The organism is Carboxylicivirga linearis, assembly GCF_018271995.1.
Lineage (GTDB): Bacteria > Bacteroidota > Bacteroidia > Bacteroidales > Marinilabiliaceae > Carboxylicivirga > Carboxylicivirga linearis.
On the sequence record NZ_JAGUCO010000010.1, the window covers coordinates 130,727 to 147,539 of the forward strand.

11 protein-coding genes are annotated in these 16,813 nt (G+C 30.3%); 3 read left to right on the forward strand and 8 right to left on the reverse strand.

The genetic code is table 11. The annotated features are described in order from the left end of the window. The first annotated feature begins 5 nt into the window (after nucleotides 1-5). Nucleotides 6-1,190, forward strand: coding sequence for an ATP-binding response regulator (locus KEM10_RS13955; protein ID WP_212216636.1), 1,185 nt, complete (start codon nucleotides 6-8; stop codon nucleotides 1,188-1,190). A 23-nt stretch (nucleotides 1,191-1,213) separates the two neighbouring features. Here the strand turns inward: KEM10_RS13955 and KEM10_RS13960 are convergent, their stop codons facing one another. From KEM10_RS13960 to KEM10_RS13970, 3 genes are all read right to left on the reverse strand, one after another. Further along, nucleotides 1,214-1,507 (reverse strand): hypothetical protein, encoded by a 294-nt coding sequence (locus KEM10_RS13960; RefSeq protein ID WP_212216637.1) that lies wholly within the window; start codon nucleotides 1,505-1,507, stop codon nucleotides 1,214-1,216. A 148-nt stretch (nucleotides 1,508-1,655) separates the two neighbouring features. Beyond that, the gene (locus tag KEM10_RS13965; RefSeq protein ID WP_212216638.1) at nucleotides 1,656-2,528 is read right to left on the reverse strand and encodes a hypothetical protein; all 873 of its coding nucleotides are present in this window, start codon (nucleotides 2,526-2,528) and stop codon (nucleotides 1,656-1,658) included. Between the two features lie 38 nt (nucleotides 2,529-2,566). After that, nucleotides 2,567-6,898 (reverse strand): PKD domain-containing protein, encoded by a 4,332-nt coding sequence (locus KEM10_RS13970; protein ID WP_212216639.1) that lies wholly within the window; start codon nucleotides 6,896-6,898, stop codon nucleotides 2,567-2,569. A gap of 92 nt (nucleotides 6,899-6,990) precedes the next feature. Here KEM10_RS13970 and KEM10_RS13975 point away from each other — a divergent pair, with 92 nt between their 5' ends. Together KEM10_RS13975 and KEM10_RS13980 are read left to right on the forward strand one after the other, a co-directional pair. Continuing rightward, nucleotides 6,991-8,022 carry a PorP/SprF family type IX secretion system membrane protein gene (locus KEM10_RS13975; RefSeq protein WP_262897930.1) on the forward strand — a complete coding sequence of 344 codons (1,032 nt, stop codon included), beginning with the start codon at nucleotides 6,991-6,993 and terminating at the stop codon, nucleotides 8,020-8,022. After that, on the forward strand, nucleotides 7,988-10,078 hold the full coding sequence (locus KEM10_RS13980; protein WP_212216641.1) for an OmpA family protein: 2,091 nt from the start codon (nucleotides 7,988-7,990) through the stop codon (nucleotides 10,076-10,078). Before KEM10_RS13975 ends, KEM10_RS13980 begins: the two co-directional genes overlap by 35 nt. Before the next feature lie 81 nt (nucleotides 10,079-10,159). Here the strand turns inward: KEM10_RS13980 and KEM10_RS13985 are convergent, their stop codons facing one another. The 5 genes from KEM10_RS13985 to KEM10_RS14005 form a co-directional block, all read right to left on the reverse strand. Beyond that, nucleotides 10,160-11,068: a hypothetical protein gene (locus KEM10_RS13985; protein WP_212216642.1), complete on the reverse strand. Its 909-nt coding sequence runs from the start codon at nucleotides 11,066-11,068 to the stop codon at nucleotides 10,160-10,162. Nucleotides 11,069-11,086: 18 nt separating this feature from the next. Next, nucleotides 11,087-12,190 (reverse strand): ATP-binding response regulator, encoded by a 1,104-nt coding sequence (locus KEM10_RS13990; protein ID WP_212216643.1) that lies wholly within the window; start codon nucleotides 12,188-12,190, stop codon nucleotides 11,087-11,089. 51 nt (nucleotides 12,191-12,241) lie between these two features. Next, nucleotides 12,242-12,724: a hypothetical protein gene (locus KEM10_RS13995; protein WP_212216644.1), complete on the reverse strand. Its 483-nt coding sequence runs from the start codon at nucleotides 12,722-12,724 to the stop codon at nucleotides 12,242-12,244. A gap of 28 nt (nucleotides 12,725-12,752) precedes the next feature. Continuing rightward, the gene (locus tag KEM10_RS14000; RefSeq protein WP_212216645.1) at nucleotides 12,753-15,710 is read right to left on the reverse strand and encodes an ATP-binding cassette domain-containing protein; all 2,958 of its coding nucleotides are present in this window, start codon (nucleotides 15,708-15,710) and stop codon (nucleotides 12,753-12,755) included. Nucleotides 15,711-16,164: 454 nt separating this feature from the next. Beyond that, nucleotides 16,165-16,813: RteC domain-containing protein (locus KEM10_RS14005; protein ID WP_212216646.1), on the reverse strand; the 649-nt coding region annotated here is incomplete at its 5' end.

The following is a 16,813-nucleotide window of genomic DNA, read 5'->3' on the forward strand; positions in this document are numbered from 1 at the left end:
TAGATATGAATACTATTTTAACTGAATCAGTACACAATAGTCGAATTTTAATTGTTGATGATAATCATAGAAATATACAAGTACTTGCCAATATCCTTAAAGAAGAATATAATCAAATTGAATTTGCCACTGATGGCGAAGGGGCATTAAACTGGTTGGATGACCAGAACTTTGATTTACTTTTATTAGATATAGAGATGCCTGATATTGATGGTTATGAGGTGTGTAAAAGAATAAGAAAAGATACAGGTTTTGATAACTTACCTATTATTTTTTTATCTGCACATAATGATAAAAAAAATATTAGATATGGTTTTAAAATTGGAGCTCAGGATTTTGTGTCGAAACCATTTGACAGTGGCGAACTTTTAATGAGAGTTAGAAACCATCTTTTAATTAAACACAATATAGAGAATCATCGTAAGTTAAAAGAATCCCTAGAACAGAGAGTCGAAGAAAGAACTCAGTCTCTTAAAAAAGCTAAAAATGAAGCTGAAAGAAGTGATTCTCTTAAAACTATTTTTTTACAAAATTTATCTCACGAAATAAGAACCCCATTAAATGGAATATTGGGTTTTACACAAATAATTAAAGAAAATATTGATGATATTGAAAGTACTAACATTTATATTGATATAATTCAAAATTCAGGGGAAAGAATGTTAGCATTAATTAATGATCTTGTCAATATATCAAAAATAGAATCAGGGGCTCCAATTGAATTAAATCTATCTACAATCAACATGATTGAAGTAATAGATGAAGTGGTTTCAATCTTTAAGCAGCGAATTATTGATAAGGGGCTTCTTTTGAAAATAAATATTTCTTTGCCTGAAGATTTTATGTTGGAATCAGATAGAGATAAAATAATTCAAGTATTATCCAATTTACTGAATAATGCAATTAAGTTTACTGCCTCTGGATATATTGAAATAGGTTCATATACTGATGATTCCAATTTATATATGTTTGTAAAAGATACAGGTATCGGTATTTTAAAGAAGTTTCATAAGGTCATCTTCGATCGATTTTTCCAGGCTGATGCACGTTATACAAAAATGTATGAAGGAATAGGTTTGGGATTGTCTATTTCTAAAGCTTTTATAGATGCCCTTGGAGGTGATATATGGATTGATAGTGAAGAGAATAAAGGAGCTACCTTTAAGTTGTCTTTGCCATTAAATAAATAATTTATTCTACTTAAAATACTAATTTATTCTGCATTACTTTTATAAGCAACTAGTAATCCTGAGCACTCCCTAACTCTATCTTTAAAGTAGGATGGAGCGGATATTTCGATTATTAAATTCGTAGTAGATTTTACGTAAACCATCTTAGTTTTGCTAAAATTAGTAGCAGCATTGTCATAAAGTATTCTGCGTTTTTCGTTATTTTCAAAAATACGAAAATGAATATCACCCAAAGACTTTTTCCCATCTACCGAAAAGAAATAAGTGCGATCTGCATATAAGGTTAACTTTATATTTACAATTTGTTTTTTTCGCAATGAAAATGATTTGGACAGTGAACTTACCTTGAATTCTTTTGGTGGAGAGGGGCATTTTTTTTCGTAATTTCGACAGTTTTGTGCATATAATGAATGACTAAGGGTTATTCCTAAGATTATTATAAGATATTGTAGGTTTTTCATGTGTTTATTCATTTTTAATCCATTTATTTCTTAATGTATTTACCTCTTTCCTTAAATGAATAATTTGTTCAACATCTATTTGATTCTTACTATCTGAACCAATTATCAACAAATTGTTTTGCTGGTACACTTTATTATTAGAATTTATATCTATAATTGAACTGTAGATATTAACTATGGGTTGAATGTTATTTTTAAGTGTTTTAAGTTGATAAAAATCTAAATAATAATTAATCATTTCATTCATATTATCAATGATTGCTTTCTGTTCTGCTATTCGTTGATTAATAATGTTATTGGATTCTTTGATTTCATAAGAATTAAGCAATATGTATAAGCTTTCAATAATGCCACCAGCCGTAATATAAATATAAGCATCTATTCTTTCAGTATCGAGCAAATAATCCGAAGTTAAATCATGCATTTCGTTGGAAATTGCCTTTAACGTATCAATAGAGCCCAAGTTACTTATAATACGATCTTTTATATTTGTTTCTAAGTATGGGAATAAACTCATCTTTTTAGCAATTTCATTAATAGTATTTAGGTATTTTAAACCTTTTGATTGTTCGTCAGTTGTAAAGCAATAAGCCATATCTGCTAAATAGATACCAACTAGAATTGTTTGCTCATTGTCAGTCAAATATTTATTTGTAATGTCTGTGTCGGATAAGAACTCTCCATGGTGATCAAGTTGTTGTTGAATTACATAGGATATAATCTCATCAGGAGCTGGAAATGAGTATATTTCAAGTAAGATTGTGTCTTCAATGAGATTCATTAAAGGTGGATAGCTATTGGAAGTGATTTGTATTTCAGCTTTTAGGAATATTCCTCCTAGAAAGAATGTAACTATCATTAGGAGTGTTTTTTTCATTTTTTAAGAGATTTAAGTTATAGTTTTATGTTTCTTTTTTAACGTATGATTTTTATTTCTCCTGATTTGGATAATATCTCATTATTGTAAGTAAGCACTTTAATTGTATAAAGGTAGGTTTCATTCGCTAATGGTTTGCCTTTGTATGTGCCATCCCAGCCTTTATCTAACTTGTTTGATTGGTAAATCATTTCCCCAAAACGATTAAATACTTTAAATTCAATTAATTGCTTTAGTCCCCAGCCTTTAATGTATAATTCATCATTGATTCCATCTCCATTGGGTGTAAATGCAGTTGGAACATCAACCGAGTATTTCTTTAAGACGGTAATTGGTAGATTGTAATCGACAGAGAAACAGTTGTTGGTATCTGTAATCCATACAATGTATGAAGTAGATTCTAATGGTTTTAAAGTGTTATAAAAGCAATCTAAACAAGCTAGCCCAGGCATATTTTCCCATCTAATAGAGTTTAAGCCTGTATTCGGTATTTGTATATCGACACTTTCTCCAATTATAATAGTAGTGTCAGATAATGATATTTCTGGAATTTGTTGTACTTTAATTAGTACTGAATCAATAGCAGTACACTGGTTAATGTCTTCAACTAACACTTTATAGGTTGTTGTGCTGTCCGGTTGTGCAATCGGTTCATCAAGTTTGTTATTGTCAAGATATGTATTGGGCAACCATGTATAGTTGACACCTCCGCTGGCTGAAATGATAATTTGATCACCTTTGCAAATTAAAGTATCTCTGCTTGTTTGAATAACTGGAGGAGCAAAAGCCTCATAGGAGAATACATTGCTTGAATCAATACAACTGTATAAGTTATTATTAACTATTAATTGATAAGTATTAATGCCAGGTTCAGTTTGTTCAAACGAATAATATTGTGAGAAAGATTCAGCTTTATCATTTAAAATCCATTTGAAAGAATCAATATTGGTTGAATTGCTTTGAAGATTAATATTTAAAGGAATGCATCCTGAGTTAGGTACTAAATTGAGGGATGGGAGTGATTTAAAATCGATAGCGTATGTTGTATCTCTGATTATTACATTACATGTGCCAATACTATCTGATTTTAAAATAATAGAAGGGTATTTATATCCAGAACTACTATATGTGTAATTAAATTCGTTTTGGTAAATAAGATTTCCATCTCCTAAATCCCATGCAATCTCATAAATGTCAACTGTATCAATGGCGGAAATGTATACTGAACTATTTGCGCAGATTGTATCCTGTATCACAGGAGTAGCATATGGACCTTTGACCTCTATGTAATCATTGACTGTTAAGGTATCACTGCATCCGTAAGACGTAGAACTTATTAATGTAACATCATAGTTGCCCGGCTTTGAATAAATAAAAGAAGGATTTTGTAATATTGATTTATTTGATCCGTCATCAAATTTCCAAAACCACGATCCAGGGTAATCAGTTACGGAAGTGTCGTAAAATTTAACTAAGAAAGGATAACACTCTGAGAATGTACTGGATGATTCAAAATTTACTTCTGGCGGTTTTTGTACGTAAATATATTCATTTTTTGTTTTATGAGCAGTGCATCCATGACTATCAATTATATCGAGTGAAATATTGTAGAAGCCTGTGTCTGTTGTTACGAAAAAAGGCTTGGCTAAATCGGAGTAGAATTCTTCGTTAATATACCACTTATAAGATGTTATATCACTATTACTATTATCCATAAGTGTAATTTCTTGCATCAGACATGAGGTGGAATCATCAGCTATAAAAGAGGCATCCGGGAATATTGCTTGAATATCTTCCTCTTTCTCTAAAAAAGAGGAACAACCTTCGTCATCTACCACAGTTAAGGATACATTGTAATTTCCAAAACTGTTGTATTCATGGTCAGGTGAGGTTAGGTTAGAAGAACTTCCATCTCCAAAATCCCAAAGCCAACTAGTGAGTGATGTTTCTGATATTGTTTTATCAGTAAAACTAAAGATAACGGGCATACAACCAAGCTTGTAATTACTTTCGAATTGTACTTCGGGTTTAAAAATTTGAATTTTATTTGTTAAAGTATCCCAACATTGATTAACATCTTGGACAACCAAGCCTATATCATAGATTCCTTTATTTTTAAATTGATATGTGACAGTTGTGTCTGTCATTAATTCCTTACCTTCTATTAGATACAAATATTTTGCTGTGATGTCGTTGTGTTTGAAGGTGTAATTATCAATGGTTGCAGAAGGATCAAATACGATAGGAGTATTAGGGCAGTACTTATCAGTTATAGACTTAAAGTTAGCTTGTAAGTTTCTGGCTCTTACTGTTCTTTGTGTTTGAAAGGAACAAGTATTTTCATTGTTTTCTGCTTTTATTTTTAATATGTAATCCCCTGAAGTACTATAGTTATGGGAAGGATCTGATATATTATATTCTAACTCACTTCCGTCACCAAAATCCCAATAATAATTTTCAGCACCTTTTATTTCTCCCTCGAATAAGAATGAGTAAGGGTTTTCACAGTCTTTAATAATATTCATGTTTACATAAGGACCTTTAACATATATAGCATTGCTTTTGGTAATTGAGCTTTCGCACCCAAGGTTGTTAACAACAAAGGAAATGTCCATAAAACCGGTGTCCTCAAACGTATGATAGATAATGTCAGCGGGTAATATTTCACTGTTATCGCCTAAATCCCAAAATACACTATATTTCTTATCTTGTTCTTCTACTGATCCATGCAGGGTAGCGTATTCAGAGGCACATATAGAACTATTGGGTTCAATAGTAAATGATGGTGTAAGCTTCTCGCCGGCACTTACAGTTATGCTTTTAGAATGAATGCATCCTAATTGAGTATCTACAGAAAAAAGTATCTCTTGCCTACCAATGGTGTTTTGTATGTGTTCGTAATTTGAGTTGGATGATACAATATTATTATTAACATACCAGCTATAGGATTTAATTTCATCTTTTGGCGTATTGTAGTTTGTTTCAGCCGAAAGCTCAATAGTTAAAGGTGCACAACCGGATAAGCCTTCTTCAGGTAGAACAATATCAGGAATTTGAACGGTAACATTGTTGGTAGCCACTTTTTTGTTTTTACAACCATGTTTACTTGTAACAATAAGTGTGTCGGAATAGTTAATTTTAAACTTCTCTTTTAAAATATCTGAATCAGGAATCAATATAGAAGGGTTTTGAGAGGATGAGGTTTCCTCGGTGCCAAATTTCCATTCCCATTCTATTGCATTGATTGATTGATCTTGATATTCAATGTATTGATCGGGTTGACATAGGAAAGTGTCTAATGGTGAGAAATTGGCAAGAACATATTCTACAGTTATAACTTTAGTTGTGTCAGAAATACAATCACCAAGTTGAGCAGAGAGAGTTATAGGAATATCACCATACTGATTGAACTTTTTATTTAGTTCAAAATCTGTCGATGCAGTACCGTCTCCAAAAGACCATTGATAGGAATCAGCGTTTGAACTGGTATTTGTTAATGAGAAAGATTCATTTAAGCAAACTGTATCTTTAGAAGAATTAAATGAAGCTATTACTTTATCAACCTTAATTAGGTTATCAAAAAGAATTGAGTCACTACATCCTAATGAATCAACTATTATTAAAGATACATTATATAATCCTTTGGATGTATAAGTATGATTTGGGGAAGAAACAGTAGATGTAACATTATCTCCAAATTCCCAAAAACTGGAATAATCCAATATGCTTTCTGATAGATTGTTAAAAGTAACATCAAGTTTTCCATTACAACTATATGATTTATCAACCCCAAATTTAGGCTTAGGCTGGTATGCTTCTATCAAATCTTCTTTAGTAATGGAACCAATGCAACCATTATTATCTTCAACGATGAGAGTAACAGAGAATTGTCCCTGAATGTCATATGCATGTTCAGGTGATTGTCTTTCTGAAATAAATCCATCACCAAAACTCCAGTTATAATTTGTTATTGATTCAATACTTGGAGATAATGGTTCGAATTGAACGTCAAAAGGTACACATCCCTGAAAGTTATTTGAATATGAGAAGTCAATTGAAGGTTCTTCGTATACTGTTATATAATTCTCTTTTATAATGTAATTGTCTGTTTCGTTATAGGTAACAGTAAGTTTGACTGAGAAAGTTCCTGGCGCAGAATATGAGGTTTGAGGATTTTTTTCGACAGATGTTTTGCCATTACCAAAATCCCATAGGTAACTAGCGTCATTGGGATAATCAGATGTGTTTATAAAAGCGACTATAACAGGTGTACAACCATTTTGTATGTTGGAGTGAAAATCAATTGTGTATTGTGAGTATGCTAGTATTGAGGATATAATAAGTAGAAAAGTAATTAATATTTTTTTCATAGTAGTAGGTGTAGTTTATCGACTAATTTAATTAAATAAATTGCTATTTTCAATTGTAATTAATACTTTACTAAATATTAATATGAAGTATAATGAGTTACTTATGTAAATTTAAAATAGACAGTACGGTTATATTGATATTTATGTTATTAGTATTGAGTGAAGTTCATAGTCAAAATATTCACTTTTCCAATATTTATGTAACACATTTAACACTTAATCCTGCCAACATAGGTAATTTTAATGGAGATATGCGAGCGGTTGTTTTGTATCGGTCGCAGGGTTATAATATTAGTAATCCTTATGAAACTTTTTATACAAGCTTTGAAAAGCCTTTTTTTCCGTTTGGACAACAAATAGATGTTGGGTTAAATTATAGTTATGATAATTCGGCTGGTTTTACATTCCCAGGACATTATCTGTTTCTTAGCTTAGCTAAGAAAGTTAATATTACAAGAACTTTAAAGTTATCAGCAGGGCTACAACTGGGGTATGTGTCTAAGCGGTTTGATAGTTCAGGTGAAACATTTCCAGATCAATATAATAGAAGTATTGGAGCTTTTGATTCAAGTTTACCTACAGCAGATGCATTTGAAAGAAGTACGAGTAATAACCTTACTACAGGGATTGGCATATTGGCTTTAAAATCAATGAAGGATATGATTCTTAGTGCAGGAGTATCTATTCAAAATTTAAACAGACCAACTGAAAACTTTTTTGGAATGGATTATCAAGTAGATATGCGCAATATAGTTCATTTAAAAATGGATTACTCCTTTGCTCAGAATTTATTTATATTACCTGCTATTGTATTTGTTAATCAGGGAAATGTTAATCAGACTTTAGTAGGTTCTAATCTGGGATACAAATTTATAAATAATAAGGCCATTAAAAGTTTATCCTCAGGTGTATTTATAAGAAATGGTATAGTTAATAATATTGAAAGTCTTGTTTTTTCTATAGGAATAGGTGTTGCTAAGTGGAATTTCTTCTCGAGTTATGAATTTGATATTTCTGGTTTAAAATCTAGCTATACAAAAAATTCAGGCTTTGAGTTTGGTCTTATTTATATTCTACCTAATTCAAAAATTGAAAAGATTATTCACCCAACTGAAAGGTTTTAATATGCTATATAGGATTACTATGCTGCTGGTGGCGATATTTTGGTATGTTATCAGTTTTGGTCAAGTTAAATTGGAGTTGAAGAAATACCATAATTGGCAGCTTAAAAAGATGTATAATGAGGCAATTTGGTTAGATGATTATATAACAGCACAAGATATTGCTATAGAAATGATTGAGCGTAAGCCAAATAAATTAAACTATCATGTTTATTTCTTGAATGCACTTGTTAAAGCAAAAAAAACTGATGAAGCATATGAGTTTGCCAAAAATGAATTTGAAGAAAATCCTTACGAGCATGGTAAAATAGCCTTTTACCTGGCTGAATTGGAAAAGAATAATGGTAATTATGAAACGGCTATTGAAATCTTATCTAGATTAAGAACTAAGACCAGAAGAATTGAAATGGGTAATATAACTCGTGAGCGAATAGAAAACTCAATTGCTGGTTGTAACCTTGCCATTAAAAACAGAGATACCATTGTATATACAAAAGTTAAACGACTTGAAGGTAATGTAAATACTAGCAATTTAGAGTTTAACCCCGTTTTACTGGAGTCAGATGAATTGATATTTGGTAACTTTAAAGAGAATACAGATTTAAAAGAAGATTTAAATAGATCCTTTAGATCAAAAAGAGGATTTTCATATGCAAAGAAGAAAAAGGATCTATGGACTATAGAAAATAATGTACCTGAACCCTACTTTAATTATTCAGATTACGATACTGGCGATGGAACCTATTCAATAGATAAAAGAAGGTTTTACTTTTCTAAATCTTCGCGGGATAACAATAATAAATATATATCAAACATATATATATCTACTCTCGAAAGTGGAATTTGGTCTACGCCTGTTAAATTAAATAAAAGCATCAATAAAAAAGGATATACCTCTTCCCAACCAACTGTTGGGACTTGTTATGATCCATCTCTGGAAGTAATCTACTTTGTCTCGGATCGCAGGGGAGGTGCTGGTGGAAAAGATATTTGGTATTTTGTTTATGATAAAACAAAAAATGAGCATTCGAAAGCTTATAATGTTGGTGCATATATCAATACAAGTGGAGATGAAATCACACCGTATTTCGATTTGGAGTCTCATGCATTATTTTTTAGTTCAAACGGACATGCATCTTTTGGCGGTTATGATATTTTTTATTCAAAAGGAGAGTTGGTGAATTGGCTAGCAGTTATGAATGTTGGTTATCCAATTAATTCATCTTTCGATGATATTGATTATTTCAGGAATGAGTCTGGTATGTTGGGCGTTTTTGCCTCAAATAGGAAGGGAATCTCTTTATCAATGTATAATCAGTCGCTAAATGATATCTTTTTATTTGAAGAAACAACGATAGCTCGAATTTTTGTAAAGGGACAGATAAAAACTCAGGATTTACTAATGGGACATGGATTTGTTGATCTAACAGAAAAAAATCAAAAATCAGGTGTTCTGGCAAATCAATCAATTGCTATATCTCAACAGTCCGACACAGCAGCTTCTTTATTGATAAAAGAAACTTTTACTAATGAAAATGGAGAGTTTGGTGTATGGCTTGACAAGGGGCATGAATATAGGGTAGAAGTGAAAGATACCTTGGTTGTTGGAGGTAGTTTTAGCTTTACTACTTTAAATAAGGAGAAGGTAAGTGAAATTTCTCTAGATTTAAAGCCAGTGCTTACGATTCCTGATAAACCGGTTGAAATCGAAAATATTTATTATGAATTTGGTAAGGCTGAATTAACAAAAGAAACCAAGCAGGTTTTGGACTCGACATTGGTTCGTTTTGTAAGTAAGCATCCTGATATAATTATTAGAATTGTTTCCCATACAGATAATGTTGGGAGTGAGAGATATAATCAACGGTTGTCTGAAAAAAGGGCTTTAAATGTTGTTCGTTACCTTATTTCAAAAGGAATTTCTACAGATAGACTAATTTCACAAGGAAAGGGAGAATCAGAACCGATTGCCCCCAACGAAAATCCAGATGGTAGTGATAATAGTGAAGGAAGAATGAAAAACAGGAGAACAGAAATAGAGATTATTGGTATTAGGTAAAAAAGGAAGATTATCTAAGATGAAGCTCCCATCGTAAGGACTCAACTGATAAACATTGAGTCCTTACAATGAAAGTAATAATCAGTCTAAATTTTCAATTATTTTGTTCCTAACTTGTGCAATAGCTTGGCAGAAATCGGTGTATTTTTCATTTGAAATCTCCACTGTATTGTTTTTGCTTTTAATATGAAGAACATTGTCATCGGATTCATAGACTTCATCTATTTCAGAGTCAAAACTGATTAAGTTAAATGCTTTTTCAAGGGCTTTTAAATCATTAAATGAATCTTGCAAACCATAATTGTTTAGTATTTGTGCCATGGATAGAAGATCTTCATATAGCAGCTTTTGTTCTCCTATTTTATAAATGGAATTTTTGTATAAGTCATAATTTGAATGCAGGTTTGTTGAGATGTACATTACTTCGTAAAAAACACCAGTAGAAATCAAGGTTAAAGTCTTACCGTCATCAATATCATATAAATAATTTATCAGATTATCATAAAACTGTTGAGAAATATTATAAACATCCTCGGGAGAAGAAGTGTTTAAAAGTGTATTTCTAATTTCTTGAGAGACAATTGGATTTAACTCTAAATCTTTCATCATTACATCAATTGTTTTAATGAGTTCGGGCACGTAATTTGTTCTAGAGAAGGAAGAAAGATATGCAAGATCAGCAAAATACATCCCAAGCAATTGCTTCTTAATGTTATCCGATGAACTTTTTAATGCATATTTGGTGTTTACAAGGATTGATTCATCAAACTCTACTTTATTGCTTTTAATGTATTGTATTATTTCTTCCGGAGATGGCAAAGCTATTATAACAGCATCAACAGAATCAATAATGCTTATGTCTTTAAAATTAATATTTTCACCAACTAGATCTTTATTTTTTTGTTGCTGACAACTAGAGCATCCTGTTAAAAAGTAAGACATCAGTATAGGTGTCAGAAATACCATCGTTTTAATAAGATTTAATTTCATAATTATCGTTTTAAATGTTTATTTTTTATACGTCCAGATGAATTCATATTTGTTTTCATTTTCATTAGAAAAAGAAAAAGAACCTCCTTCTAGAGCCATTATTGTTTGACTGTACGTTGTGTATAATGAAACCTCCTCGTGTATATAAGTACCTGAAACAGTTTCTTCATTAATTATTGATTCGATGATTAAATTACTGGAACTGTTATCAAGCTTTGAATGAATTCTGATTAATTGGTTGTTATCAATGTATTGTAATATTACAGTTAGAATAGCTAAAACTGAGGTTTTAAATAATTCATTATTACCATTAACTCGAAAGTTTTTATCAATGTCTAAATCTATTTCAAGATTTTTTTTATCAAGTTCTTGTGAGACATTCACTAGAATATAATCTAGAGTTGAAAGAATAGAAAAGACTGTACTTTGATCTGAATCATATTTAGTCTTTATTTTAGTAATGTAAGATGCCATTTTTGTTATTCTATCCAGCTTCAAAACAGACTGGTCCAGAAGTGTTATCATTTCAGCCATTTTAGAGGATTCGGATGATTGTTTAATGACTTCAATGACTTTAATTATAGATTCAAGAGGAGAGGAGATCTCTTTACTAATAAATTTTAGAAACTGATCTTTGGTTTCAGTTAATTCCGTTAGTTTTTGATTAGCAGTAAAAAGTTCTTTTGTTCTTTCTTTTATTTTATATTCAAGTGTGTCGTTCATTGATCGAAGTTCCTCCTTGCTTTTTTTTAATGCTATATGTGTTTCAACTCGAGCAAGTAATTCGGATGGATTGAAAGGTTTAGTAATATAATCTTGTCCACCCAGCTTAAATCCTTCTACCATACTTAGAGTATCTGATTTTGCAGAAATAAATATGATAGGTAAATTATCAAAGCGTTTGTTGGATCTTATTTTTTTACAAACTTCAAAACCATTAATATCAGGCATCATAATGTCTAGTAAGAGTAAATCAAAGTACTCATGATCTATCCAATTAAAAACATCTAAACCGTTAACTCCAACTTCAACTTTATACTGGTTTGAGTTAAGCAAATTAGCTAAGACCTGAAGATTTTTAGGATTATCATCAATTAATAAAATTCGACCTTTTGAGTGCATAGTTAAATATGTTGTAAAGAAAGAGTGTTGTAATTAAATTAGGTAGTTTAATTATTCCCAGTTAATGGCTGGAGGAGCTGGTATGGTAGATTCATTTTTTTTTGCATAATCTTTATAAGACCGAATTGTTAAAGCAATACAGTCTGATGAATTTTTGCTACTTCCTTCTAAAGCACTAATTTCTATAATAACTCTTTGAGAGAAATCGCTAAATATGTCCACTTCTTCATTAGAGCCATTCTTATTGCCATCCAATATTACTTTTTTAGCTTTGCCATCAAGTATTCTCATAGATAATTGTTTAGAAGGATCATCTTTAACAATGGAAATATTGTAATGGGTATTGCCATAAAAAATGCGGACTAACTTAAGTGTATCTCCATTTTGTATGGTAAGTAATCGATCTGCTTTGACAGTATATAAACTATCCATTGGGGCCGTTCGTTCGAAAAGGTGTTTGCATTCTTGTGAAAAAGTTGTAGAACTACCTATAATTAAAATAAATAATAGCGTAATGATACTCGAATTTTTCATTTTGAATTTTTTTAGATTTGTAATTGATTTATTTTTTAAATTTTAACAATCGAAAAAGAACTAATGTGTATAACAAGCTGCTGTATATTAGTAAAATGTAAATATTATAAATCCATGTTTCAATTCTAAGATCTCCAATGTTTTTATATGGAGCATAGTAATGAGACCTTCCAAATTTATTTTGTGAAACAAAAAAACAGGGTTGATATTTTCTTATAATTGATTCATTTGAACGTAAGTAATTTATATAGTTATTAGAATTCATTGCAAATTCAGCGAGCTGTCTATTGTAGTATTTTCTTTTGTCTATATTTGCATTAACTCTTATTTCATCAATTCGGGCATTGTTGATTTGTTGTATCTTCTTTAGCCATTGTTCTGTTTTTATTGTTAAAGTTTTAATAATGTCTGGATTGGAAAAGTCAATATCTTTAATTGAAATATTTTTTTTTAGGGTTGGAAATTCATTTATAAGATTGGAAAAAATATTTCGTATGATGTTGATATTTTTTTCTTTATCATTAATTGTTTTGTTTAAATTATTTGTTTCTGTTTTTAATATTGGTAAAACAAAATACAACTGATATTGAATGGAACTCTTTAGTATTAAGTTATCATACACTTGGCTTTCGTATTCGTTTTTTGCAAACTGAATATTTACTAACCCTTCATAAGCCCATCTAGAGACGGTAAGATTTGCATAAATAGGGACATTCTCTTTAGATGCCAGGGAATGGTGAATTTTGTCAAAGTTTAGAATAGCACCGGCTAGCAATATTTTCGGAATTAAGATGAATGGTATTGTTATATAGATAGATAATATGGATCTAAAGCGCGATGATATATAAAGGCCTATTAAACTCGAAGTGTTTGAGGTTACCCACAATACTAAAAAATAGTAGGAAAATAATCCTTTTATCTCAAGTATGCTATTGGCAACTAATACATATATTGCTGTCTGATAGGCATTAATAGAGAAAAGGTACAATAACTTTGAATTTAGATAGGCAAATGGATTTAGATCTAATAAAGCTTCTCTTTTTAATAAAGAAAGATCTCGATAGATTTCACCTGAACTAGTGACAAGGCCTTGAAATATTGAAATAATGACACTTATAAACAGATAGGTAGGAATATTATCATTGTTAATGAACCAGTACTCGTGAGTTTCAATATCAGTAGACTTTAGAAATACCGACATCATTAAAGCCAGGACAGGTGAACTTAATAGTAGTAATAAAACATAGAGTTTATCTGTTGTTCTTGTCCTAAAGTTTCGACTGATGAATATCAAGAATTGCTTAATTGATGAGGGCTTTTGAGTTTGCGCTTCTGGCAATTCAATTTTAGGAATTTCAACACTATCGTTTTTTTTATGATCTGATAGGAATATATTATTCCACTGTTTTTCACTGTAGATACGTTTATCTGTTAGGTTACCATCATTATCTCTTGTTTTATATTCCATTAAATTTATGATGCGTTCAGGGCTGTAGTGACCGAATTTTATGCTATCATCAATGGGTGTGTCTTCAAAATTAAGGTGTTTTTTAAAGTGTTTAGAAGCCCAAACGGGGTTGCCAAAATAGGCGGTGTAACCCATCTTATCTAATATTAATAATTTATCAAATAAGTGAAAAATATCAGATGAAGGTTGATGTATGTTTACAATTACAATTTTTCCAGATAGTGAGATCCTTTTTAAAAGGTTAATAACTGAAAAAGCGTCTGATGATGATAAGCCTGATGTTGGCTCATCAAGGTAAATAATTGATGGGTTTCTTACTAGTTCAATAGCAATGTTTAACCTTTTGCGTTGGCCTCCGCTTATTACTTGGTTTAAGGCATTACCAACTTTTAGATTCTTTATATGTAAGAGGTCTAATCCTTTTAAAGTAGATAGGCAGGTTTCAATTTGTTCTTTAAGATTTAGGTCATCTCTACATAGCTTGGTATTAAATAACAAGTTTTGATAAACCGTTAATTCTTCAATTAAAAGGTCATCCTGAGGCACAAAGCCAATATGTTTTCTTAGCTCTTTTTTGTTTCTCCCAAAATCTAAACCATTAATGAAGATTTGACCAGAATCGGGAATTAAATTGCCACATAGTAGGTTTAAAAGTGTTGTTTTTCCACTTCCGCTACCTCCCATTATAGCAAGTAATTCACCTGAATAGAGATTGAAAGTAGCAGGATGAATGCCAAGGTTAGTTTTTTTGAATATTTTACTTATTCCTTTTACATTTAAAAAGATTTGATTTTTATTATTGGTGTGTATTTCGTTTACTAAATCATTAAAAAATATAGGTTTAATATTTTCTCCTTCGATTATATTTCCCAAAAATAATTGGTATGTTCTATTAGGGAATATAGGCAGATTATTTAATGTTAAATTATCAGAACCAAAGTACTGTATTATAAAAGCATTTATTTGTTCAATATAATAGGTGTAAATATTGCCATTGAGAAAATTACAATGAAATGATGAAAAGGATTTAGGTTTTATTCTTTTAAAGTTACCAACTACTAAAATGTTTTCTTTTTTTTGAATTAAGTCAATATCGTTTCTGCAAAAGCATTCTATATCTCTAATAACATTTCTATTCAAATGAAGCATAGTATAGGTTTGCTCCAATAATGATTGTATTTTACTTTTATTGGTATCATCCTCAAGGAAATAAGAAAAATCAAATAGTGAAATATAAAGTCTATATTTTTGTTCATATCCAAGTTCAAGGTGTATGTTTTGAAGTTTTTCTTGAATATCTGTAATGATATGTTCTTTATTAACGACTAGATCTGTTTCTACTTGGAATTTATAATAGTCAAGGTATTCCAGTCTCGTTTTGTTAGATACAATTGACGCTAAGTAAGAATCAATATATGAGATATTTATTGAATTTAGTTTCTTATTACCAAATTGTGAGAATGCTTTGAATAATTCAATAATATTTATAATGGTATTGCTCTTATAAAATACTTCCATAACGAAATTTCATTCAACAAGTAGTTTTCTTTCATCCAACGCAATGGTTATGGAGTAATTTTAGGTTTAAAACAACAACAACAAGGTTGAACAATCGAAAAGTAAATAGTTGATATTTAAAAATATCATTTTAAGATACGAAATGTATTTCTTTTTGTTTGATAATGTTAGAATAATTATTAATTCGCTTATTACGTCTTACTTTAAAAAAAAATAATAAACATAAACTGTAATTATTACCTTAAATTAATCTCAATCTAATCATTTATGTGTTTTACACCCTTTCAAGCTAGGGTAAAACAAGCATTTAAAGATCTGAATGATAAAGGTTATTTGTCATGAATATTAGCCTCTTCTATTGTTTATTAAAAAGTACTTTTGCTAAATCGAATCAGATGCTTAAAGTTTTGATTTAATTAATGTGACGAATGTATTTTATCTGTGAGTTAACTTTTTAATATTCTTCTAATTTCTTTAATAGGCCCTCTTTCATTTTATCCAAAAACACAGTAGGATTTTTCTTTCGGTATTTTAAATCAATAAAAGAACGATAGATATCCAGGTCTTCCACATGAAAAAGTTCACAAAGTGTTTTTGAAAGTTCTTTAACATCAACATTACCATTGTTGATGCATCCGGAATATACTAATGCATAGATTAATTCAACCATTGCAATTTTGGTTTCAGACCAATTATATGATGATGCTTTTAAAATTTCAAGTTGAGATTTATAACGAATTTTCTTGTTGACTTTTAACTTAACCAATTCATTCTCCAGATATACGATAATCTTCTCATGTGCAATAAAATTAGCAAATAAATAATCTTTACTGGTTGCAAAATCACTATCTACCATTGAATATGGATGGGAATGATAGTCTTCAGCCTGAAGGTTACATCTCACAAAATAAAGTTCATCATATTTAGTCCCCTTATGCTGATAATAGGCGTAATCTTTATGGTTTTTACGAAGGTATTTATTAAACCGTTTTAGCTTTTTAATAAGAAATGTCTGAAGGGTAAATTCTTCAGATAAAGGTTTTTGTTCAAATATCTTTTGTAAGTAGTTGTAAAAAAGAAGATGTCCCAATACGTGAGGTTTG

Bases quoted from the DNA above. Each gene is read 5' to 3' on its own strand.
- KEM10_RS13955 (WP_212216636.1), top strand. From the start codon at position 6: ATGAATACTATTTTAACTGAATCAGTACACAATAGTCGAATTTTAATT.
- KEM10_RS13965 (WP_212216638.1), bottom strand. From the start codon at position 2,528: ATGAAAAAAACACTCCTAATGATAGTTACATTCTTTCTAGGAGGAATA.
- KEM10_RS13970 (WP_212216639.1), bottom strand. From the start codon at position 6,898: ATGAAAAAAATATTAATTACTTTTCTACTTATTATATCCTCAATACTA.
- KEM10_RS13975 (WP_262897930.1), top strand. From the start codon at position 6,991: ATGAGTTACTTATGTAAATTTAAAATAGACAGTACGGTTATATTGATA.
- KEM10_RS13985 (WP_212216642.1), bottom strand. From the start codon at position 11,068: ATGAAATTAAATCTTATTAAAACGATGGTATTTCTGACACCTATACTG.
- KEM10_RS13990 (WP_212216643.1), bottom strand. From the start codon at position 12,190: ATGCACTCAAAAGGTCGAATTTTATTAATTGATGATAATCCTAAAAAT.
- KEM10_RS13995 (WP_212216644.1), bottom strand. From the start codon at position 12,724: ATGAAAAATTCGAGTATCATTACGCTATTATTTATTTTAATTATAGGT.
- KEM10_RS14000 (WP_212216645.1), bottom strand. From the start codon at position 15,710: ATGGAAGTATTTTATAAGAGCAATACCATTATAAATATTATTGAATTA.